Source organism: Pseudomonas sp. NPDC088414 (assembly GCF_044753325.1).
GTDB lineage: Bacteria > Pseudomonadota > Gammaproteobacteria > Pseudomonadales > Pseudomonadaceae > Aquipseudomonas.
Window position 1 is genome coordinate 51,991 of the sequence record NZ_JBIVMY010000014.1, and the last position, 22,065, is coordinate 74,055.

Genomic DNA, 22,065 nt, shown 5'->3' on the forward strand with positions numbered 1-22,065 from the left:
GCGGGTGCCTGGTGGCTTTTTCAAAAGCACCGTTATCGGGACGCCAGACGACTGGCTGCCGTCACGCCGCGACCGATCTGTTTCCTTATATTGCACCGGCTTCCAGCCGGAAGTCGCGGTGTTAACCTGCAAAAGGCCCTGCCCAAGGGCAATTCCTACACGAAAAGCGGATTTTTACCCCACTCGCTCAGACCTTTCTGATGTCTGACGGCGAGTCACGTCATACAAGGAGCCCACACCATGCATGCCATCAGCTTTATTCAGGACCTGGCAGTGATCATGTTGGTCGCAGGTGTGGTCACCGTGCTGTTTCACCGCTTCAAGCAGCCGGTGGTGCTCGGCTACATCGTCGCCGGTTTCATCATCGGCCCGCACACACCGCCGTTCGGCCTGATCCACGACGAAGAAACCATCAAGACCCTCGCCGAGCTGGGGGTGATCTTCCTGATGTTCTGCCTCGGGCTGGAATTCAGCCTGCGCAAGTTGTTCAAGGTCGGGGCCACGGCGTTTATTGCGGCGTTCCTCGAAATCGTCCTGATGATCTGGATCGGCTATGAAATCGGCCGCTGGTTCGACTGGAACACCATGGACTCGCTGTTCCTCGGCGCGATTCTGGCAATCTCCTCGACTACCATCATCGTCAAGGCGCTCAACGACCTGAAGATGAAAAACGAGCGCTTCGCGCAGCTGATCTTCGGCGTACTGATTGTCGAGGACATCCTCGGCATCGGCATCATCGCCTTGCTGTCGAGCATCGCAGTCAGCGGCACGGTCAGCTCCGGCGAAGTGTTCTCCACGGTCGGCAAACTTTCGCTGTTCATGATCGTCGCGCTGGTGGTCGGCATTTTGCTGGTACCGCGTCTGCTGGCCTATGTGGCCAAATTCGAAAGCAACGAGATGCTGCTGATCACCGTGCTCGGCCTGTGTTTCGGCTTCTGCCTGCTGGTGGTCAAGCTCGAATACAGCATGGTGCTCGGCGCCTTCCTGATCGGCGCGATCATGGCCGAGTCGCGGCAGTTGCTGAAGATCGAACGCCTGATCGAACCGGTTCGCGACCTGTTCAGTGCAATCTTTTTCGTCGCCATCGGCCTGATGCTCGATCCGATGATCCTGCTGCAGTATGCGTGGCCGATCGCGGTAATCACCGTAGCGGTGGTGCTCGGCAAGATGTTGTCCTGCGGCCTCGGGGCGTTTATCGCCGGCAATGACGGACGCACCTCACTGCGTGTGGGGATGGGTCTGTCACAGATTGGCGAATTTTCCTTCATCATCGCCGCGCTCGGGATGACGCTGCAGGTCACCAGCAACTTCCTTTATCCCGTTGCGGTAGCGGTGTCGGTGATCACCACGCTGCTGACGCCGTACCTGATTCGCGCGGCCGACCCGCTGTCGATCAAGCTTTCGGCGGCGGTGCCCAAGCGTCTGGGCCGGGTATTCGGCATGTATGGCGAATGGCTGCGCAGCATTCAGCCGCAAGGCGAGGGCGCGATGCTGGCGGCGATGATCCGGCGGATCCTGTTGCAGGTCGGGGTCAATCTGGCGCTGGTGATTGCGATTTTCTTCAGCGGTGCGTTTTTCGCCGGACGGCTGTCGGTGTGGATGCAGGACTGGATTGGTGATCCGAGCTGGCAGAAGGCGTTGATCTGGGGCGGGGCGTTGCTGCTGTCGCTGCCGTTCCTGATCGCGGCTTATCGCAAGCTCAAGGCGCTGTCGATGCTGCTGGCGGAAATGGGCGTGAAGCCGGAGATGGCCGGAAGGCACACGCAGCGAGTGCGTCGGGTGATCTCCGAAGTGATCCCGATCCTCTCGCTGCTGGTGATCTTCCTGCTGTTGGCAGCCTTGTCGGCCAGTATTCTGCCGACCAACAAGTTGCTGGTGCTGGTCGCCGTAGTCGCGGCCGCCGTGGCGGCGCTGCTCTGGCGCTGGTTCATCCGCGTGCACACGCGGATGCAGGTGGCCCTGCTGGAAACCCTCGACAACCACAAGGAGTCGTCGGGGCACTGACCGGCCCGGGCATCCGGCTAATCAGCTCTCCAGCCAGACATCCCGCGCCCAGTGCCACACCGATTCCCAGGACTCTTCGGTAATCAGCTCTTCTTCGCCGGACCACAGCACCACGGTGCCGTCTTCTTCGACGCAGTAGTAATTGTCGCCGTCCTGGCAGATCGGGATCAGATCGCGTGGTACCCCAGCGTCCCAGGCGTTGGCCGCGACATCCGGCAGGTAAGTGTGTGATTGCGGGTCGGTGACGGTCACCGGCTCGAGGCTGCCGTAAACCACATCACTGACGGTCAGCAGAAACTCTTTGAAGACGAACGGGATGTTGATGAAGAGTTCTTCTTCGATCTCCACCAATTGGTCTTCGTCGGGCAACTCCAGGGGAACCGGTACGGGTTCGTTGGCTTCGCGCAGTTGTTCGATGATTTCTTCCACGTCCGGGATCCTCTTGCTTGAATGGCGCGGTTTATATGGGCCGGTTTATACAGTAGCTCGCTATAGATGCAACTGCGAAATAGAAAACCCCGGCCGAGGCCGGGGTTTTTATTACCACATGCGTAACGCGCAGGGGATCAGCCGTTCTGGCGGATACCGGCCACCAGCCAAGGCTGGTTTTCGCCCTGTGGACGTTCCATGTTCCAGCTTTCGCTGAATACTTCGCCCTGGTCGAAACGCGAGGTCTTCGACACACCGCTGAAGGTCAGGGTGGCGATGGTCTTGTCGGCACGATCATCCACGCCGTCCAGTTGTACCTGCAGGTTGTCGATGTAGGTCGACTGGAAGCCGTCGCCCAGGTCCGCACGCTCACGCTTGAGGAAGTCGAGCATTTGCGGGGTCACGAACTCGGCGATCTTGTCCATTTCGTTGGCGTCCCAGTGCTGCTGCAGCGACTGGAAGTGGCTGCGCGCAGCGGCAAGGAAGTTCTGCTCGTTGAACCAGGCCGGCGCGTTGATCACCGGACGAGCGGCAACCGGTGCGGCCGAACCACCGAAGATCGAACCCATGGCAGCAGGCTTCTGCTCGAACACTTCACGCTGCATCGGCGCGCCGGCCGGAGCCAGATGCTCCTGCTGCTTGCGTCGACGAGCGGCGATGAAGCGGAAGATCACGAACGCGATCACGGCCATGATCAGGATGTCGAAGATCTGCATGCCCTGGAAGCCGCCGCCCATGAACATGGACGCCAACAGGCCACCGGCGGCGATACCGGCCAGAGGGCCGAGCCATTTCGAAGCGCCACCGGCCTTGGCCGCTGCACCGGCAGCGCCGGCAGCACCAGCGGTCGCTGCTGCGCCGCCCATGCCTGGGGAAGAAGGAGCCATCTGGCTGGTCTGGTGCGTCGGCGCAGCGCCGGCGCTTTTGCCACCACCAAAGCGCTTGGCGTTGGCGTCGAGGCTCATCGTCAGGCCGATGCACAACGCCATGGCGATGCTAAGAAAACGTTTCATAAAGGGAATTCCCGTTTGTGGAGACACGCGCGCCATGTTGCACAGCTGAAGTGTTACTGGCTAGCGAGAGAGTGTTTCGGGCTTTTGCCTGACAGGTTACGTTCAGCTCCGTCGAAGCAATAAGGCCATGTACTTTTGTCTGTAGGAAAATGGGATAGGTTCAGCGGGAAACCTGCTTATCGACGCAACGTCAACAGCACCACACCGGCGGTGATCAGGCCGATGCCGCCCCATTGGCGCAGGTCGAGTTTCTCGCCCAGCAGGATCACGCCGAGCACCGCCACCAGCACCACGCTGAGTTTGTCCACTGGCGCGACCAGCGAGGCCGGGCCGACCTTCAGCGCGCGGAAGTAGCACAGCCACGACGCGCCGGTACCCAGACCGGACAACAGCAGGAACAGGTAGCTCTTGGCGGAAATTGATCCCAGTGACTGATATTGGCCCGTTGCGTACAAAATCAAGGCCAGACTGACCAGGACCACAATGGTGCGCAGCAGGGTTGCGAAGTCGGAGTTGACGTTTTCGATGCCGATCTTGGCGAAGATTGCCGTCAGCGCGGCGAAAGTCGCCGAGAGCAGGGCCCAGAATGTCCAGGAAGAGAAGAAGCCTGAGCCCATGGCAATATCCTTAAAGATGAGCCGACACAAAGCCTTGTAGGAGTGAGCCTGCTCGCGATGAGGGCGTGTCAGACAATAAATATATTGAATGATAAATCGCTATCGCGAGCAGGCTCACTCCTACAGAAGCAATCGAGCAAGGTGTTAAATGGCTTCCAGCTTCGCGTAGCCGAGCATCAGCCACTTGCTGCCTTCGCTGAAATTCACCTGCACCCGCGCCTGCGCACCGGCACCTTCGAAGTTCAAAATCACGCCGTCGCCGAAGATCGAGTGACGTACCGCCTGACCCAGGCTGAAGCCGGTTTCCGGAATCTCGCTGCCGCTGAACAGGTTGCTGCCGCTCATCGACTGATTGCCGCCGAACGGTCGGCTGACGCTGTTCGACAGGCGCACTTCCTGAATCAGACCCTTCGGCACTTCCCGTACGAAACGCGAGACCTTGTTGTAGGTTTCGCTGCCGTACAGGCGCCGGGTTTCAGCATAGGTCATCACCAGATTCTGCATGGCCCGGGTGATGCCGACGTAGGCCAGACGCCGCTCTTCCTCAAGGCGCCCCGGTTCTTCCAGGCTCATCTTGTGCGGGAACAGGCCTTCTTCCATGCCCACCAGGAACACGTAAGGGAATTCCAGGCCTTTGGCGCTGTGCAGGGTCATCAGCTGAATGCTGTCTTCGTGCTCGTCGGCTTGAGTGTCGCCGGCTTCCAGCGATGCGTGGCCGAGGAACGCCGCCAGGGGCGTCAGCTCTTCGTCTTCTTCGGTGTTTTCGAAGTTGCGCGCGGCGCTGACCAGTTCCTCAAGGTTTTCCACCCGGGCCTGGCCTTTCTCGCCTTTTTCCGCTTCGTGATAGGCGATCAGTCCCGATTGCTCGATGACGGTCTGGGTCATCAGGTGCAGCGGCATTTCCATGCACTTGGCGGCGAGATTTTCGATCAGCTCGATAAACGCACCCAGCGCACCGGCAGCACGACCGGTCAGGCCTTTATTGGCGACCAGTTGGCGCATCGCTTCCCACATCGACACATCGCTGTGGCGTGCATGGTCGCGGATCGCTTCGACGGTTTTCTCGCCAATGCCACGGGCCGGGACGTTGATCACCCGCTCCAGCGCCGCGTCGTTGCCGCGACCTTCGAGCAAGCGCAGGTAGGCCATGGCGTTCTTGATTTCCGCGCGCTCGAAGAAGCGTTGGCCGCCATAAATGCGGTACGGGATGCGCTCGCGCAGCAAGGCTTCTTCGAGAACGCGCGATTGGGCGTTGGAGCGGTAGAGAATCGCGATATCGCTACGGGCCAGGCCGGTTTTCAGCGCGCTTTCGATGGTTTCGACAACGTAGCGTGCTTCGTCGTGTTCGTTGAACGCGGCGTACAGATTGATCGCTTCACCGTCGCCACCGTCGGTCCACAGCTCTTTGCCGAGGCGTCCGGTGTTGTTGGCGATCAAGGCGTTGGCCGCTTTGAGGATGCCGGCGGTGGAGCGGTAGTTCTGCTCCAGGCGAATGGTCACCGAATCCGGGAAGTCGGAGGAGTACTGATGAATGTTCTCGATTTTCGCCCCGCGCCAGCCGTAGATCGACTGGTCGTCGTCGCCGACCACCATCAGGCTGTCGCCGCCCTTGCCCAGCAGACGCAACCAGGCGTACTGCACGGCGTTGGTGTCCTGGAACTCGTCCACCAGAATGTGCCGGAAGCGCTTCTGATAGTGCGCCAGCAGGCCCGGGTGATCGCGCCACAAATCGAGGGCGCGCAGCAGCAGTTCGGAGAAGTCGATGACGCCGGCCCGCTGGCAGGCCGCCTCGTAAGCTTCGTAAATGCCGCGCATGGTCGCCAGGTACAAGTCGCCGCTGGCCTGAATGTGTTGCGGACGCAGACCTTCGTCTTTCTGCCCGTTGATGAACCACTGCGCCTGACGGGCTGGCCAGCGTTGCTCGTCCAGCCCCAGCTCACGGATCACCCGCTTGACCAGCCGTTGCTGGTCGTCGCTGTCGAGAATCTGGAAAGTCTGGCTCAAGCCCGCTTCCTGCCAGTGCGCCCGCAGCAGGCGGTGCGCCAGGCCGTGGAAGGTGCCGACCCACATGCCGGCCGGGTTGATGCCCAGCAACTGCTCGATGCGATGGCGCATCTCGGCAGCGGCCTTGTTGGTGAAGGTCACCGACAGAATGGAGTGGGGCGAGGCGTTTTCGACCTGGATCAACCAGGCGATACGGTGCACCAGCACTCGGGTTTTACCGGAACCGGCACCGGCCAGGACCAACTGACGGCCAACGGGGGCTGCTACGGCCTGGCGTTGGGCATCGTTGAGGGAGTTCAGCAGAAGGGAGAGATCATCGCGCATCGGGGCATTCTAGGGTGCGCCGCAGGCCCGGGCAAACCGAGCTTTGCATTAGCCGATGAAAGTGCCGCCGATGACGACCGGTCGGTCACTGGCTACAGGCTTCGGCCCGCCTCACTCTGCGGGTTTTGCCGGTGATCGGGCGGGGGAAAGTTTCGTTCAAATTATGATCTGGAGCAGTTTGGCAACGGGATCGGCTTGTGTATGCTCCGTCCACGTTTCGGGCCCATGCTCACTCTTATAAGAACAACAACATTGCACAAGACCCTCAGCTCAGACCTGTCGGGCCCCTCTGTGGAACCCCGGGTCATCCGCAAGCATTACGCCATCGAAATGGCGGTTGAACGCACGCGCCTGCTGTATCAGGGCTCGCTGCTGCCGACGATGTTCATGTTGCTCAATGGCCTGGTCTGCGCCGCTTTGCTCTGGAGCCCGCAGCGCTATTTCGTGGTCAGCATCTGGCTGGTCTGGTTGTTGTCGCTGGTGGCGCTACGGGTGATACAGGTTGCGGCGTTCGATTCGGCGATCCCGGACCGTCAGGCCCAGCCGATCTGGTTCCGCATGTTCCTGCTCGGCTCGACCATGACCGGTCTGACCCTGGCTGGCGCCGGCATCGCGCTGGTGCCCGCCGACAACTTCATGCAGCAAGCCTGGGTGTTCGGCCTGATCGGTGCCGCGACGCTATCGGCCAGCGTCGCCTATGCCGTCAGCCTGCCAGCGTTTCTGTCCTTTACCTTGCCGTGCCTGCTGCCGGCGATCGGCTACCTGTTCTGGGGCGGTGATGAACAGGCACGTGGTTGGGGCTGGCTCGGGCTGATTCTGCTCGGTTCGCTGAGCGTGGTGGCCTGGCAGGTCAATCGACTGATTGATCGCAGCTTGCTGCGGCGCTTTCAGAACCAGCACCTGATCGAACATCTGCAGCAAGCGCAGAACCGCAGCGAGCAGCTCAATCAGGCGCTGGCCAAGGAGATCGAACAGCGGCGTTGTGCCGAAGGCCAATTGCGTGAGGCGCAGGTCGAGCTGGAAGATCGCGTGGCCCAGCGCAGCCGTGAACTGGACGTGGCCAATCAGGCGCTGAGCAAAAGCGAAGCCCGGCTGGCCCTGGCGTTGAAGGCCAGTGAGCTGGGGCTGTGGGACTGGAACCTGCAGACCGACGAAGTCCACCATACGCAGATTCAGGAACTGTTCGGTCTCGCGCCGGAATACGTCACGGCGATCCTGCGCGACCTCAAGCCGCGCCTGCACCCCGAGGATGTGCCGTCGCTCAAGCAGGCGCTGATCGAGCACCTGAAGGGCCGCACAGAGGATTATCAGATCGAATACCGCGTGCGTCACGGCGACGGTCATTGGGTGTGGATCGAAGACCGCGGCCGCGCGGTGGAGCGCAGCGATAGCGGGCAGGTGATCCGCATGGTCGGTACCCGGCGCGACATCAGCGTGAGCAAAAGCCTCGAAGAACAACAGCGACTGGCGGCCACGGTGTTCGAAGCGGCCAGCGAAGGCATCGTCATTCTTGATCCGAACTACGCCTTGATTGCGGTCAATCAGGCGTTCAGCCGGGTCACCGGTTATGACATCGAAGACATGCTCGGGCGCAACGTCGTCGAACTGCCGTGCAGTCGTGATGCGCGGCGACATTACGTTTCGATCCGCCACGCGCTGGAGCAGCACGGCAGTTGGCAGGGCGAACTGGTGGAAACCCGCAAGAACGGCGAGCTGTATCCGCAGTGGCTGCAACTCAACGCAGTGCGCGACAGTCGGGGAAAAGTGAGTCATATCGTCGGCTTCTTCGCCGATCTGTCCGCACGGCGCGAATCCGAAGAGCGCATGCGCTTCCTGACGCATTACGATGAGCTGACCGGGCTGGCGAACCGCTCGCTGTTCCGCGAACGCCTGCACGAAGCCCATCAGCGCGTGCGTCAGGGCGGGCGCCGCAGTCTGGCGCTGCTGCACATCAACCTGGATCGCTTCAAGCTGCTCAATGATAGTCTCGGTCACGAGGTGGCGGATCAGTTGCTGCAGAAAATGGCCCGACGTCTGGTCAACGCCTTGCCGGAGGCCGACACCATTGCTCGACTGTCTGGTGATGAGTTTGCGGTGCTGTTCGATGCCTACGGCAACCTGTCGAGCCTGGCGCGGGTCGCCACGCGGCTGTCGAGCAAGCTGCGTCTGCCGCTGACGGTCGAAGGGCATGAACTGGTGGTCAGCGCCTCGATGGGCATCAGCATGCTGCCGGACAACGCCCGGGAAATCTCTGCGCTGGTCAGTCAATCGAACATGGCGATGCAGCACGCCAAGCATCTGGGCGGCAACAATTTCCAGTTCTACACCGACAGCCTGCAGGCCAGCACCCTTGAGCGCCTGCAACTGGAAAACCAACTGCGCAAAGCCATCGAAGACAAGCAGCTCAAGGTGTTCTACCAGCCGAAGCTGTGTCTGCAAACCGGGCGCCTGAATGCGGCGGAGGCGCTGGTGCGCTGGGATCATCCGACCATGGGCCGGGTGCCGCCGGGGGACTTTATCGGTCTGGCCGAGGAAACCGGGCTGATCGGGCCGATCGGCGAATTCGTGCTGCGCCAGGCTTGCTGGCAGGCGTGCGAATGGCAACGGCAAGGGCTGGAGCCGATTCGGGTATCGGTAAATCTGTCGGTGCATCAACTGCGGCAGGGCAAACTGGTCAGTCTGGTGCGCCAGGTGCTGGAGGAAACCGGGCTGGCGCCGCACTACCTCGAACTGGAACTCACCGAGAGCCAGTTGCTCGACAGCGTCGAACACATCATCGCGACCTTCCAGCAGTTGCGCGACTTGGGAGTAAAGCTGGCGATCGATGACTTCGGCACCGGCTATTCGTCGCTGAGTTACCTCAAACGGATTCCGGTGGATTACGTGAAGATCGATCAGGCGTTCATTCGCGGATTGGGGCAGGGCAGTGAGGATGCGGCGATCACTCGGGCGATCATCGCCATGGCTCACGGGCTGTCGTTGAAGGTGGTTGCAGAAGGTGTAGAGCGGCAGGAACAGCTGGAATTTTTGCGGGCCGAGTATTGCGACGAAGTGCAGGGGTATCTGATCAGTCGTCCGGTGGAAGCCGAGCGTCTGGCCGGGCTGTTGCGTGAACAGGGAAATCCGCTTTAGGGCTACATGCACCCCATCGCGCCTGATACGGGGACATGGAGTTACGCATTGAGCAGGCAAAAAGCCAATTCATGTAGTATAACTACAAGCGTGCTACATCCTTGCCCATAAGAAGAGTCCAGCCCCTTGAATCTGCTGCAACACATTGCCCAGTCACGTCACCTGTTACGCAAGTCGGAGCTCAAGGTCGCCGACCACGTGCTGCTTGACCCTGCGGCGGTGATGCACAGTTCCATGGCCGATCTGGCCCACAGTGTCGGTATCAGCGAGCCGACCATCGTGCGTTTCTGCCGGGCCATTGGCTGTTCCGGCTTTCAGGATCTCAAACTCAAACTGGCGCAAAGCCTGGCCGCCGGTGCCAGCTTCGGCCAGTTCGCGATCCACGAAGACGACTCGGTCGCCGACTACAGCCTGAAGATTTTCGACACCACATTGCACACCCTGATGGAGGTTCGCGAGAAGCTCGATCCGGTGGAATTGCAGCGCGCGGTGACGCTGATGTCCCAGGCGCAGCGCGTCGAGTTCTACGGCTTTGGTGCATCAGGCGCGGTGGCGGCGGATGCGCAGCACAAGTTCTTCCGTTTGCTGCTGACGGCGGCGGCGTACTCCGACCCGCACATGCAGGCGATGTCGGCAGTGACGTTGAAGCCGACCGACGTGGCGATCTGCATTTCCCAGTCCGGGCGCTCCAAGGACCTGCTGATCACCGCCAACCTCGTTCGCGAGAGCGGCGCTTCGCTGATCACCTTGTGCCCGAGCCAGACACCGCTGGCTGAGCTGTCGACCGTCAACCTGGCGATCGATGTGCACGAAGACACCGAAATCTACACGCCGCTGACCTCGCGCATCGCGCACCTGGTGGTGATCGACGTGCTGGCAATGGGCGTGGCCATGGCGCGTGGGCCGAGTCTGGTCAATCACCTGAAGAGCGTGAAGCGTAGTCTGCGCAGCTTGCGGCTGTCGCCCAAGGCCGTGAAAGCCCTGGATGACTGAAGCCTGCTTTTGTGGCGAGGGAGCTTGCTCCCGATGGGGCGCGCAGCGGCCCTGAAAGGCCGGGCCTGCTTCGCAGTCCAGCGGGAGCAAGCTCCCTCGCCACAATGAAACGCAATCGGCAAAGTTTCATCGCACTGTCATCCTCGCGCAGCCAAACCGTCATCCCTCACGCCTATCGTGAAACTCCCGTACTCGCCTTGGGAGACTCGAAATGGCTCAGCCCTACGAAGAACGCAACAGCGCCGCGAAAACCCGTCGTCAGCAGGAAGACCAGCGCCGCATGGAATTCCGTCGCGCCATCGAAGATCGCTTCGAACTTCGTCAGCTTCAAAGCGAAATCAGCGATTTTCCCGAGGACGTTGAACTCAATTACTGGCAGGCCGCACCGGCAGCTTCCCGTCGAAGCGCTCAACCAGTGCGCTGATCTGCACCCGTTCGCTGCGGATAAACGCCAGGAAGGCGTGCGCCACCGGTGACAGGCGTTTGGCCTTGGCTTGCACCAGGCACCAGCTGCGAAACAGCGGCAACTCTTCGACCGGCAGCTCGACCAGGCCGCCGGTCGCCAGCTCCAGGTTCAGGGCGTGGCGCGTCAACAGCGCCAGGCCCAGACCCGCCACCACGCATTCACGCTGGGCTTCGGCCGAGGCCACTTCCTGGGTCTGGGTGAAGTGCACGCGTTTTTCCTTGAAGTATTCTTCGCACGCCAGGCGTGTGCCCGAACCCGGTTCGCGGATCAGCAGCGTGTAAGGTTCAAGATCCTGCAAACGCAGCGGCCCCATGTGTGCCAACGGATGGTCCGGGCGCGCCACGGCAACAATCGGATTGTTCAGAAACGGCAGAAATTCGAGGCCCATGTCCTGCGGCACCATCGACATGATCACCAGATCATCGCGGTTGTCCGAGAGGCGACGAATCACCTGGCCGCGGTTGACCACCGTCAGTTGCAAGTTCACTTCCGGGTGCTGGCGCTTGAAGGCGGCGAACAGGTGCGGCACGAAGTATTTGGCGCTGGATTCCACTGCCAGTTTCAACTGGCCCTGCAGCGAACCTTGCATGTCAGAAAGCTGCATGTCGAGGTTTTCCAGGCGCCCGAAAATGTCCCGACTGGCGCGCTGCAAGGCTTCGGCAGCCTCGGTCATGTAGAGTTTTTTGCCGACATAATCGAATAATGGCTGGCCGATCAGCTCTTCAAGCTGACGAATCTGTAGGCTGACGGCCGGTTGTGTGAGCGACATTTCATCGGCGGCGCGGCTGTAGGAGCGTAAATCACACACTTCGTTGAAGATCTGCAATTGACGTAATGTCATACGCATCAAGGACTTACGCATTTCTTATAGGCTCTGACGGCGGGCTGATGGTTTAACTATAAGTCTTTGCTTATGCCTGTCCCAATTTTTATTCATTTTTGTTAATCCCTTGCGGGCGCTAGTGTGGAGTCGCGACCAGATTGAAACATTTGGTCACGCGTCGACCTGGATCTAGCAGGTCGTGGTGCCACCGGCTCAAGGGAATTTCCAAGTGATAAAAAAGATCCTGATCGCCAACCGTGGTGAGATTGCCGTACGAATCGTGCGGGCGTGCGCCGAGATGGGCATTCGCTCGGTAGCGATTTTTTCTGACGCCGACCGCCATGCCTTGCATGTGAAGCGTGCGGACGAAGCCCACAGCATCGGTGCCGAGCCACTGGCCGGTTACCTCAACCCGCGCAAGCTGGTGAACCTGGCGGTGGAAACCGGTTGCGATGCATTGCATCCCGGTTACGGCTTCCTCTCGGAAAACGCTGAGCTGGCAGACATCTGCGCCGAACGCGGAATCAAATTCATTGGCCCGTCGGCGGAAGTCATTCGCCGCATGGGCGACAAGACCGAAGCCCGGCGCAGCATGATCAAGGCCGGCGTGCCGGTCACCCCGGGCACTGAAGGCAACGTGTCGGGTATCGAAGAAGCCCTGACCGAGGGCGACCGCATTGGTTACCCGGTGATGCTCAAGGCAACGTCCGGTGGCGGCGGTCGCGGTATCCGTCGCTGCAACAGTCGTGAAGAACTCGAACAGAATTTCCCCCGGGTGATCTCCGAAGCGACCAAGGCCTTCGGTTCGGCGGAAGTGTTCCTGGAAAAATGCATCGTCAATCCCAAGCACATCGAAGCGCAGATCCTTGGTGACAGCTTCGGCAACGTGGTGCACCTGTTCGAGCGTGACTGCTCGATTCAGCGCCGCAACCAGAAGCTGATCGAGATCGCCCCGAGCCCGCAACTGACCCCGGAACAGCGCGCCTACATCGGCGACCTGTCGGTGCGTGCGGCCAAGGCCGTGGGTTACGAGAACGCCGGCACCGTGGAGTTCCTGCTCGCCGAGGGCGAGGTGTACTTCATGGAGATGAACACCCGGGTGCAGGTGGAACACACCATCACCGAAGAAATCACCGGGATCGACATCGTTCGCGAGCAGATCCGCATCGCCTCAGGCCTGCCGCTGTCGGTGAAGCAGGAAGACATCCAGCACCGTGGTTTCGCGTTGCAGTTCCGCATCAACGCCGAAGACCCGAAGAACAACTTCCTGCCGAGCTTCGGCAAGATCACTCGTTACTATGCCCCCGGCGGCCCGGGCGTGCGCACCGACACAGCGATCTACACCGGCTACACCATTCCGCCGTTCTATGACTCGATGTGCCTGAAACTGGTGGTCTGGGCGTTGACCTGGGAAGAGGCGATGGACCGGGGTCTGCGGGCGCTGGACGACATGCGTCTGCAAGGCGTGAAAACCACCGCCGCGTACTACCAGGAAATCCTGCGCAACCCGGAATTCCGTAGCGGCCAGTTCAATACCAGCTTCGTGGAAAGCCATCCTGAACTGACCAACTACTCGATCAAGCGCAAACCCGAAGAGCTGGCCCTGGCCATCGCCGCCGCCATCGCCGCCCACGCAGGCCTGTGAGGAATACAACAATGTCCAAGAAGATCTTTGTCACCGATACCATCCTGCGCGACGCTCACCAATCGCTGCTCGCCACCCGCATGCGCACCGAAGACATGCTGCCGATCTGCGACAAGCTCGACAAAGTCGGCTACTGGTCTCTGGAGTGCTGGGGCGGCGCGACGTTCGACGCCTGCGTACGCTTTCTGAAAGAAGACCCATGGGAGCGCCTGCGTCAACTGCGCGCCGCGCTGCCCAACACCCGCCTGCAAATGCTCTTGCGTGGGCAGAACCTGCTGGGCTACCGCCATTACAGCGATGACGTGGTCAAAGCGTTCGTCGCCAAGGCCGCGGTCAATGGCATCGACGTGTTCCGCATCTTCGACGCAATGAACGACGTGCGTAACCTGCGCGTGGCGATCGAAGCAGTGAAGGCTGCCGGCAAACACGCTCAGGGCACCATCGCCTATACCACCAGCCCGGTGCACACCATCGACGCGTTTGTGGCGCAGGCCAAGCAGATGGAAGCCATGGGTTGCGACTCGGTGGCGATCAAGGACATGGCCGGTCTGCTGACACCGTACGCCACCGGCGAACTGGTTCGCGCACTGAAAGCCGAGCAGTCGCTGCCGGTGTTCATCCACTCTCACGACACCGCTGGCCTCGCTGCCATGTGCCAGCTCAAGGCCATTGAAAACGGCGCCGACCACATCGACACCGCCATCTCCAGCTTCGCCTCGGGCACCAGCCATCCGGGCACCGAGTCGATGGTCGCTGCGCTCAAGGGCACCGAGTACGACACCGGTCTGAACCTGGAGCTGCTGCAGGAAATCGGTCTGTACTTCTACGCCGTGCGCAAGAAGTACCACCAGTTCGAAAGCGAATTCACTGCCGTCGACACCCGTGTGCAAGTCAACCAGGTACCGGGCGGGATGATCTCCAACCTCGCCAACCAGTTGAAAGAGCAGGGCGCGTTGAATCGCATGGGCGAAGTGCTGGCGGAAATCCCGCGGGTGCGTGAAGACCTCGGCTTCCCGCCGCTGGTGACCCCCACTTCGCAGATCGTCGGCACTCAGGCGTTCTTCAACGTGCTGGCCGGCGAGCGCTACAAGACCATCACCAACGAAGTGAAGCTTTACCTGCAAGGCGGCTACGGCAAGGCGCCGGGCGTGGTCAACGAGAAGCTGCGTCGTCAGGCCATCGGCAGCGAAGAGGTGATCGACGTACGTCCGGCCGATCTGCTCAAGCCGGAAATGACCAAGCTGCGTGCCGACATCGGCGCACTGGCCAAGTCCGAAGAAGACGTACTGACTTTCGCCATGTTCCCGGACATCGGCCGCAAATTCCTCGAAGAGCGTGCCGCCGGCACCCTCGTTCCGGAAGTGCTGTTGCCGATCCCTGAGGCCGGTGGTGTGGCCAAGGCCGGCGGCGAAGGCGTGCCAACCGAGTTTGTCATCGATGTCCACGGCGAAACCTATCGCGTCGACATCACCGGTGTCGGTGTGAAGGCTGAAGGCAAGCGTCATTTCTACCTGTCCATCGACGGCATGCCGGAAGAAGTGGTGTTCGAGCCGCTCAACGAATTCGTCGGCGGCGGCAGCAGCAAACGCAAGCAAGCGTCGGCACCAGGCCACGTCAGCACCACCATGCCGGGCAACATCGTCGATGTGCTGGTCAAGGAAGGCGACACCGTCAAGGCTGGCCAGGCCGTGCTGATCACCGAAGCGATGAAGATGGAGACCGAAGTCCAGGCAGCGATTGCCGGCAAGGTCACCGCCATTCATGTGGCGAAGGGCGACCGGGTGAATCCGGGTGAAATCCTGATCGAGATCGAAGGCTGAGATAACTGCCGCGATTCAACGTTTTAAACCTCGGGGGGGCATGTGCTCCCCTTTTTTTTCGCCTGCAATTGACCGTCCTCTGTAGGAGCTGCCGCAGGCTGCGATCTTTTGACCTTCAAGAGCAAAGTCAAAAGATCGCAGCCTGCGGCAGCTCCTACACGAGCGTTGTATCAGAACTCCATTCGCCACTGGCCGGTCACGCCGTAGCTGCGGCTATCAGAGCCGGCGTCGCCGCTGATGCCGACGCCCAGGGTGTTGCGAGTGGACAGCGTCAGGTCCAGACCTGCATCCAGGGTAAAGAGGTTGCGATCCATCCCGGCACCGATCACCTCGAAGCTTTTGCCACCTTTGACCAGTTGCTGGCGCGTTGCGTTATCGAGCTCGCCGTAGGTGTGTTTCATGCTCGCGCTCAGGCGCGGCGTCAACTGCATGCCGTTGGTCAGGTGACTGGTTTTCGCCAGGCGTAGGCCGATGGTGCTGCTCGGGTTCGCCCGGGTTTGCCCCTGAACCTTGAGCGCCGCATCGCCACCTTTCTCGGTGTAACCATCACGCTGGTAGCGTTGATAACCGACGCTGGCGAACGGTTCGAAGCTGACGTTGCCACGACCGAGGTTGTAGCCGACTTCGGCAAACATCTGCTGGGTGCTGGCGTCATAGCGGCTTTTGAGCCTGTCGCTGAAACCCTCGAAGGCAACGCGACGTTTGCCGCTACCGTCATGACTGCCGTACGAGGCCCCCAGGCGCAGGGCAAACGGTCCGTCCTGCCGCAGCGCGTAGGCGCCGAGATGCCAGCTGTCGAGATCACCGTCAAACTGTTGGGCATCAAGCCGGGTTTGCGCTTTCGCCCCTATCAGGCCGACATGCCACTGTTCGTCGAATTGCCAGTCGGCCCCCAGGACCAAACCTTGGGTGGAGTGTTTGAGGGCACTGTCGTAATCACGATCGACCGTGCCGCCATGTCCCAGAGCTTGCAGCCAGACTCGCCCGGAACCATCAGCTTTGCGATTGTCCAGCTGATGCATCGCCGAGAGCATGCTGGTGCTGACCGGAGCGGCGCTGCTCAGTGTGGCTTTGGCGAGGTTGGCGTTGCTGCCGGCGGCAAGTTGTTCGAGTGCCAGGCTCGCCGTTGGTGTGCTGGCGTCAAGCAGGGCGCTGATGGCGATATTTGACTGCGCGGCAGGCGTTTCGGGCTGCACTGGTTGGGGCAATGTCCCAGGCTCTTGCGGTTGCTGCGGTTGCTGCGGTTGCTGCGGTTGCTGCGGTTGCTGCGGTTGCTGCGGTTGCTGCGGTTGCTGCGGTTGCTGCGGTTGCTGCGGTTGCTGTGGTGGAACGGAATTTCCTTCAAGGCTTTTTGCAAGTTTCTGAGCATTCGTGCTGTTTGCCAGATGCTCCAGAGGCCTGTCATGCAAAGGCTCAACCGGCATCCCTTGATCGGGTGTGCGATGTTCTCCATTGCTGGAAGAGCTGCCCGCCAATGGTTCGATGGCAGTTTGGGCTGGACTTGGACTGATAACTTCTTCAATCGTGGAGAGGCCGCCCGACTCGACGGGCGGCTTTGGCTTTGTTTTACGCGGCTTTTTGGGCTTGGCTTCTACTGCAGTTTCGACGACCGGAATCTCCGGTTGTTGGGCGATGGAAACGTTGCTCCATCCGATTGCCAGTGCAATCGCCACGGCGAGTTGGAGGGGGCGAAGCTGGTAGTGTCCGGGCATGAGTCGGGCCTCTCTGGATAGGAGACCACACTCTATTTTTGCTGCAAAAAATCCGATGTCGGCTGCTTCTCGCAGCCTTGCAGGCGACATCGGAGCTTCACCGTAGAAAAGGATCGCAAGACCTGCGATCGGTGTTTTTACTCGAACCCCGCGGGGCCTTTTCCTACACCAGATCCAGACGCCGCCGGCTGTTCAAGGATCAAAAACTCATCTGCCACTGCCCGATCAGTCCATGGTTGCGGCTGTTGCTGCCGATCTCGCCGTTATAGCCCAGCGCCAGGGAGTGTCGTGCCGAAATGCCCACATCCAGCCCTGCTTCAAGTACCAGGCTGTCGCGATCCAGCGCGCTGCCATCAACATTGAATGCCGTGCCGCCGACCACGAATGCCTGACGCGTCGAGCTGCTGACATCGCCGTAGGTGTGCTTCCAGCCTGCGGCCAAGCGCGGGGTCAGGCTCATGCCGTTGTCGAGGCTGCTCAGGTGCGCCAGGCGCAGGCCGAGGGTGCTGCTGAAGTTGTCCTGGGTCTGGCTGTCGACGTCCAGTGCGGCGGCACCTCCCTTTTCCTGGTAACGGTCGCGGTGGTAGCGCTGGTAGCCGAGGCTGGCGAACGGCTCGGCGCTGAGACGGCCGCTGCCCATGGCGTAGCCGAGTTCGGCGAAGGCTTGCTGGCTGTCGGCGTCGTAGTCGCCTTTGGGCCGATCACTGAAACCGTTGAACGCCACGGTGCGTTTGCTTTCGCCCTGATGGCCGCTGTACGCCGCGCCAAGGCGCAGAGAAAACGGGCCGCTCTGGCGCAGTGCGTAGACGCCGGCGTGCCAGCTCTCGACGTTGCCATCGACACCGGTCGCGTCCAGATCAGTCTTCGAATAACCACCGAGCACACCGAGGCGCCATTGCGGGTTCAGCGCCCAGTCGGCACCCAGCACGCTGCCCTTGGTGCGTTGCTCCAGGCCACTGTTGCCATGCTCGCCGTCGAGCTTGCCGTAGCCGCCGATGGCTTGCAGCCACAGGCGTCCGCGCGCATTCGGATCATTCAGATTGCGCGCCTCGGTCGGTACGCCATTGGCCGCCAGCACCGGTGTTTCGCGCTGATCGAGGCCGACCATCAATCCCGGGCCGCCACCCATCTGCTGCATCGCCGCAAGCATGCTGTTGCCGACCTGACTGCTGGCGCCGAGGGTAGCGCTGGTCAGGTTGGCATTGCTGGCGCCGGCCAGTTGCTCGATCGCCGCGCCAGCGGTGCTTTGGGTGGTGTTGAGCAAGGCGTTGTACAGCGCGTTGTTGTTGCCCATTGAAGCGAGGCTGCTGGCCGCGTTGCTGCCGTTGCCGGTTGCCGCGAATTGGCTGAAGGCCACGTCATTGCGGGTGTAGGTCAGATCGACCTGCGTCGGGGTGTAGGCCAGGGTGGGCGTGAGGAATGCGTAATCGCTGGTGACCTTGCCGAAGGTGCCGTTGACGCTGGCCGCTTGCAGCACGGTGTAATGGCTCTGCCACGGATAGGTGCCGCTGCCGGGATTCACCGCCAGGGTCGCACCGTTGAGAAAGGCAATGCCGCCGACCTGCACCGGGGCGCTGCTGCCGTCGGCGTTGACGCCGTAGGCAAGGGTCGATCCGCTGCCCATGTTCAAGTCATGCACGATGCTTGCGCGACCGAGGCCGGTGTCGGTACGCAGCGTACCGTTGACGTTGAGGCTGCCCACCGAGCCGCCACCGGCGTACACACCGCCGGCGTCTACCGTCAGGTTGCCGGCGATGCCGCCCTGATTGATCAGAGTGGCGCCATTGCGCACCGCACCGCCGTCGCTGAAATCGCCGTTGCCGGTGAGTGTCCACGCGCCTTGCCGGACTTCCAGCCATTCGAAATCGCGGCTGGCGCCGAAGCTGCCGCCCGCCGCGTCGTCCATCACCAACCGGTCGTAGCCGCTGCCGCCATCGACCACGCCGACGAAACGACTGCCATTGCGCAGGGTCAGGTTGTCATTGCCGCCGCCCAGGTCCAGCGCCAGACCGTTGCTGCCACTGATAGTGCCGCCGTTGATCACGGTGTCGGCGAACTCGCCGACGAATTTCACGCCGAAGCCGTCGAGGCCTCGAATGGTGCCGTAGTTCTCCAGAGTGGTCGCCGCCAGCCCTGAACCGCCGCTGCCGTCGTCCACCAGAATGGCGCTGTTGGCGCCGCTGATCAGTGCGCCATTGGCGTTGAGAATATAGCCGCCGCCGAGGGCGATGCCCTCACTGCCGTTGGCGAACCCGCCCTTGTCCACGCCCCCGGCGCCGACGCCTTGGATGGTGCCGTAGTTTTCGATGTGAGCGATTTTGTCGATGTCCACGCCGTCGCCATCACCGTTCGCCTGCAGTCCAGAGTAGGCGCCGGTAATGGTGCCGTGGTTGATCACCGTGCCGTCGCCGTCGGAGCCGAACCCGGAACCGTTGCGCCCGGTGATTTGCCCATAGTTGACCAGCGTCGCCCCCAGGTCAGTGGTGATGCCATGGCGGCCGCCGGAAATCACTCCGTAGTTGGTCACGCTGACACCGCTGGCTGAGTCGATGTCGATACCGTCGAATTTCTCGTCGGCGTTGTGCGAGTCACCGGTGGAGATTTCGCCGTAGTTGGTGATGCTCGCGTTGGCGCCGGTCTTCATGCCGTCGCTGGCATCGCCGCGAATCAGCCCACCTGCGCGGTTGATGATGCTGGTCCTGACCCCGTCGCTGCGCAGGGCATCGAGGTCCAGACCCTGGCCGGTGGTGGAGCGAATCACGCCGCTGTTGTCGATCAACAGGCTGCCGCTGACGAAATTGCTGTCGATACGCAGCGTGTCGTTGGCACCGAGAATCTGCCCGCCGCTGCGGTTGTAGATCGTGTAATTACGCGCCTTGGTTTCGTCACCACTGCTGTCGATGGCCCGGCCCCCGGTCGAAACGATTTTCCCCGCGTTATCGATGACCACACCGACGCCGCTGGTCTGATCCTTCAGGCTCACTGCCTTGCCGCTGCTGGTGATGTTGCCCGGTGCCGAAATCGTCAGCGTGTCGCTGCCGCCAAGGGTTTGCGAAGCTGTAGTGGCGCTGTCGATCTGCACGGTTTTGCCGTGGGCGGTGCCAGCGGTGATCAGCAGAACGGCGGCGAGGGACAAGCGCTGCGGCGGGAAGGTCATAAGTGAACGGCCTTTTGTTATAAGCGGGCCGTCCTGTATAGCGAAGGGTTTTTACAGAATGATGTATTGAGCCCTGTCTGCATTATTTTGCGGATTGGCTGCATGGGAAGCGGTTGAATCTGCATTTTGTTGCAGATTTAATTTCTCTGCCGACTGATGGAATGCACTATATTGCATCTTCTATCAAAGCTAGCCATGTAGAAATGCATTTAAATGCAGGTGAAAGGCATGTACCAGCTGACATTGCAAATATATACGGCCAGTGAATGGCACGACGCCATGGTGCTGAGCTTCGATGATCCCGAAAAGGGTTTTGAAAGTCGCTGCAGTTTTGGTTACGAAGCGGCATACCTTGTCGAAAATATTGACGCCATAGGGTCGCCGTTTTCGCAGGCAGTCAGTGCGCTGTACCCTCTGGACTGGGAAGGTCGGCGCTCCGGCACGCCAGCCTTTGTGCACGACATCGCTCCTGCAGGCGCGGCCAAGCGGTTTTTGCTTGCGCGACTGGGGCAAGAAAAGCCGGCCGATATCAATGCCGATCTATATCTGCTTGGCCGTAGCACTCCCGCTCCTATCGGCAACATGCGAATCAAAGAGTCGGCCGAGGCCGTAGATGAGCGTAAGCCCATCGGATTCAAGCGTGAGGATGTCATTCATCGCGATAACCGTTTTCTTGAATACGCCTACGAACTGGGTGCGGCGATTAGCGGTGCTACGGGCGCTGGTGGCGAAGCACCGAAGCTGTTGTTGGCCGAGAACAAGGCCGGTCTTCTGTACCCCGATGCAGTATTGGGCGACGAAGAAGTCCGACAGCACTGGTTTGTGAAGTTTTCCAGAAACCGGGGAGGTCTGACTGATCAGGACATCCTGCGAAGCGAATTTCATTACTACAGGGCGCTTCAGAAACTGGGTATCGAAACGATCGCGGTCGAGGGCCTGGCGCTGGAAGAGTCGAACAAGCCAAGTTTGTGGATGCAGCGCTTCGATCGCAGAGTGGATGACGGATGCGTGTCGCGTCTTGCCGTCGAGTCGATCTATTCCCTGGCCCAAGTGACGATACCGGGAAGCGCGATGAATCATATGGAGGTTATCCGCATGCTGGCCGGGCTCTGGCGTAAAGCGGGGCAAGCAAGTCAGGTACCTGATCTCGTAGCTGATTACTTGCGTAGGGACTTGATCAACAAGATCCTCGGTAACTCGGATAACCATGGTCGAAACACCGCAATTATCCGTCAGGCAAATACATTTCGCCTCGCACCGATTTACGACCTGGCCCCCATGGTCATGGACGACGAAGGTGTGACCCGTACGACCAAATGGCCAAAAGATCTGGAAAGGGCGGGAGACGTCGACTGGCTGGGAGTTTGCCGCGCATTGGCGGATATCGTCGAACCGGACGAGCCAATGGCGGCGCTATCTGATGCGTCCGTCCTTTTCGAACGGCTGCGCGAAGACGCACGACACCTGGCTGCGCTGCCGGACATTCTGACTGCCAGCGGTTTGCCTGACAGAACCATGAACCATCCGGGCGTTCATCTGAAAAATCTGGAGCAGCGTTTGAAAGAGTGGGATATGAAATGAGCATGACGGTTGCCGAGCGCACTGTGCTCATCGAAAACATTCAGGAAGCGCTGACTCAAGGGACACTGGAGATCGGCGAAGCCGTTCGCCGTTTGCGGGTGGAAGTCACCGGGCTGCATCAAGCCCAGTTCGCGAAGATGTGCAAAATCTCGGTCCGCACGCTGGTGCATATCGAGCATGGTGAAGGTAACCAGACGCTGAAGTCGCTGAACGCGGTATTTGGTCCGTTCGGGATGAAGATGGGTGTTGTAAAAATCCGCCGTGATATTGGTTGAAGATCAAAAGATCGCAGCCTGCGACAGCTCCTACATGGGATTGATGTTCACCCTGCAGGAGCTGCCGAAG

General features: G+C 60.7%; 16 protein-coding genes. 9 read left to right on the forward strand and 7 right to left on the reverse strand.

Annotation, left to right across the window (positions count from 1 at the left end):
- Positions 1-240 precede the first annotated feature (240 nt).
- On the forward strand, positions 241-2,004 hold the full coding sequence (locus tag ACIP8I_RS14415; protein ID WP_003229692.1) for a cation:proton antiporter: 1,764 nt from the start codon (positions 241-243) through the stop codon (positions 2,002-2,004).
- Between the two features lie 21 nt (positions 2,005-2,025).
- On the opposite strand, the gene ACIP8I_RS14420 is transcribed toward ACIP8I_RS14415, so the two are convergent.
- From ACIP8I_RS14420 to uvrD, 4 genes are all read right to left on the reverse strand, one after another.
- The gene (locus ACIP8I_RS14420; RefSeq protein ID WP_024164487.1) at positions 2,026-2,433 is read right to left on the reverse strand and encodes an SMI1/KNR4 family protein; all 408 of its coding nucleotides are present in this window, start codon (positions 2,431-2,433) and stop codon (positions 2,026-2,028) included.
- Positions 2,434-2,570: 137 nt separating this feature from the next.
- Positions 2,571-3,446 (reverse strand): Tim44 domain-containing protein, encoded by an 876-nt coding sequence (locus tag ACIP8I_RS14425; protein ID WP_007962237.1) that lies wholly within the window; start codon positions 3,444-3,446, stop codon positions 2,571-2,573.
- A gap of 176 nt (positions 3,447-3,622) precedes the next feature.
- Positions 3,623-4,063, reverse strand: coding sequence for an EamA family transporter (locus ACIP8I_RS14430; RefSeq protein WP_400761958.1), 441 nt, complete (start codon positions 4,061-4,063; stop codon positions 3,623-3,625).
- 144 nt (positions 4,064-4,207) lie between these two features.
- Positions 4,208-6,391, reverse strand: coding sequence for a DNA helicase II (gene uvrD, locus ACIP8I_RS14435; RefSeq protein ID WP_003229685.1), 2,184 nt, complete (start codon positions 6,389-6,391; stop codon positions 4,208-4,210).
- A 201-nt stretch (positions 6,392-6,592) separates the two neighbouring features.
- On the opposite strand from uvrD, the gene ACIP8I_RS14440 reads away from it, so the two are divergent.
- The 3 genes from ACIP8I_RS14440 to ACIP8I_RS14450 all read left to right on the forward strand — a co-directional run bounded on the left by ACIP8I_RS14440 (position 6,593) and on the right by ACIP8I_RS14450 (position 10,940).
- Positions 6,593-9,523 (forward strand): EAL domain-containing protein, encoded by a 2,931-nt coding sequence (locus ACIP8I_RS14440; RefSeq protein WP_400761960.1) that lies wholly within the window; start codon positions 6,593-6,595, stop codon positions 9,521-9,523.
- A gap of 126 nt (positions 9,524-9,649) precedes the next feature.
- Positions 9,650-10,516, forward strand: a complete 867-nt coding sequence (hexR, locus tag ACIP8I_RS14445; RefSeq protein WP_007962240.1) for a transcriptional regulator HexR — start codon at positions 9,650-9,652, stop codon at positions 10,514-10,516.
- Between the two features lie 211 nt (positions 10,517-10,727).
- Positions 10,728-10,940, forward strand: a complete 213-nt coding sequence (locus tag ACIP8I_RS14450; RefSeq protein WP_400761962.1) for a PA3496 family putative envelope integrity protein — start codon at positions 10,728-10,730, stop codon at positions 10,938-10,940.
- On the opposite strand, the gene ACIP8I_RS14455 is transcribed toward ACIP8I_RS14450, so the two are convergent.
- A complete protein-coding gene (locus ACIP8I_RS14455) occupies positions 10,882-11,844 on the reverse strand; it encodes a LysR family transcriptional regulator (protein WP_400761964.1) in 963 nt (320 codons plus the stop codon). The two genes, ACIP8I_RS14450 and ACIP8I_RS14455, sit on opposite strands and share 59 nt — an antisense overlap.
- Before the next feature lie 190 nt (positions 11,845-12,034).
- On the opposite strand from ACIP8I_RS14455, the gene ACIP8I_RS14460 reads away from it, so the two are divergent.
- Positions 12,035-13,450: an acetyl-CoA carboxylase biotin carboxylase subunit gene (locus tag ACIP8I_RS14460; protein WP_027610345.1), complete on the forward strand. Its 1,416-nt coding sequence runs from the start codon at positions 12,035-12,037 to the stop codon at positions 13,448-13,450.
- 11 nt (positions 13,451-13,461) lie between these two features.
- Positions 13,462-15,270 carry a sodium-extruding oxaloacetate decarboxylase subunit alpha gene (gene oadA / locus ACIP8I_RS14465; protein ID WP_098966358.1) on the forward strand — a complete coding sequence of 603 codons (1,809 nt, stop codon included), beginning with the start codon at positions 13,462-13,464 and terminating at the stop codon, positions 15,268-15,270.
- A 170-nt stretch (positions 15,271-15,440) separates the two neighbouring features.
- Here oadA and ACIP8I_RS14470 read toward each other — a convergent pair whose 3' ends face one another.
- Complete coding sequence (locus tag ACIP8I_RS14470; RefSeq protein WP_400761967.1) at positions 15,441-16,478, reverse strand: autotransporter domain-containing protein; 1,038 nt, start codon at positions 16,476-16,478, stop codon at positions 15,441-15,443.
- 18 nt (positions 16,479-16,496) lie between these two features.
- Here ACIP8I_RS14470 and ACIP8I_RS14475 point away from each other — a divergent pair, with 18 nt between their 5' ends.
- Positions 16,497-17,003, forward strand: a complete 507-nt coding sequence (locus tag ACIP8I_RS14475; RefSeq protein WP_400761969.1) for a hypothetical protein — start codon at positions 16,497-16,499, stop codon at positions 17,001-17,003.
- Positions 17,004-17,181: 178 nt separating this feature from the next.
- On the opposite strand, the gene ACIP8I_RS14480 is transcribed toward ACIP8I_RS14475, so the two are convergent.
- Positions 17,182-20,139: an autotransporter domain-containing protein gene (locus tag ACIP8I_RS14480; protein ID WP_400761971.1), complete on the reverse strand. Its 2,958-nt coding sequence runs from the start codon at positions 20,137-20,139 to the stop codon at positions 17,182-17,184.
- Between the two features lie 228 nt (positions 20,140-20,367).
- Between ACIP8I_RS14480 and ACIP8I_RS14485 the strand changes: the two genes are divergently transcribed.
- Together ACIP8I_RS14485 and ACIP8I_RS14490 are read left to right on the forward strand one after the other, a co-directional pair.
- Positions 20,368-21,720 carry a type II toxin-antitoxin system HipA family toxin gene (locus tag ACIP8I_RS14485; protein ID WP_400761973.1) on the forward strand — a complete coding sequence of 451 codons (1,353 nt, stop codon included), beginning with the start codon at positions 20,368-20,370 and terminating at the stop codon, positions 21,718-21,720.
- Entirely contained in the window at positions 21,717-21,995 is a 279-nt protein-coding gene (locus ACIP8I_RS14490) for a helix-turn-helix domain-containing protein (RefSeq protein WP_400761975.1), read from the forward strand. The genes ACIP8I_RS14485 and ACIP8I_RS14490 overlap by 4 nt, the downstream gene beginning before the upstream one ends.
- Positions 21,996-22,065 lie beyond the last annotated feature (70 nt).

Excerpts from the sequence above, each read along its gene's own strand:
- ACIP8I_RS14450 (WP_400761962.1), top strand. The coding sequence starts at position 10,728 with ATGGCTCAGCCCTACGAAGAACGCAACAGCGCCGCGAAAACCCGTCGT.
- ACIP8I_RS14490 (WP_400761975.1), top strand. The coding sequence starts at position 21,717 with ATGAGCATGACGGTTGCCGAGCGCACTGTGCTCATCGAAAACATTCAG.
- ACIP8I_RS14425 (WP_007962237.1), bottom strand. The coding sequence starts at position 3,446 with ATGAAACGTTTTCTTAGCATCGCCATGGCGTTGTGCATCGGCCTGACG.
- uvrD (WP_003229685.1), bottom strand. The coding sequence starts at position 6,391 with ATGCGCGATGATCTCTCCCTTCTGCTGAACTCCCTCAACGATGCCCAA.
- ACIP8I_RS14480 (WP_400761971.1), bottom strand. The coding sequence starts at position 20,139 with ATGACCTTCCCGCCGCAGCGCTTGTCCCTCGCCGCCGTTCTGCTGATC.
- ACIP8I_RS14415 (WP_003229692.1), top strand. The coding sequence starts at position 241 with ATGCATGCCATCAGCTTTATTCAGGACCTGGCAGTGATCATGTTGGTC.
- ACIP8I_RS14440 (WP_400761960.1), top strand. The coding sequence starts at position 6,593 with ATGCTCCGTCCACGTTTCGGGCCCATGCTCACTCTTATAAGAACAACA.
- ACIP8I_RS14455 (WP_400761964.1), bottom strand. The coding sequence starts at position 11,844 with ATGCGTAAGTCCTTGATGCGTATGACATTACGTCAATTGCAGATCTTC.
- ACIP8I_RS14485 (WP_400761973.1), top strand. The coding sequence starts at position 20,368 with ATGTACCAGCTGACATTGCAAATATATACGGCCAGTGAATGGCACGAC.
- oadA (WP_098966358.1), top strand. The coding sequence starts at position 13,462 with ATGTCCAAGAAGATCTTTGTCACCGATACCATCCTGCGCGACGCTCAC.
- ACIP8I_RS14430 (WP_400761958.1), bottom strand. The coding sequence starts at position 4,063 with ATGGGCTCAGGCTTCTTCTCTTCCTGGACATTCTGGGCCCTGCTCTCG.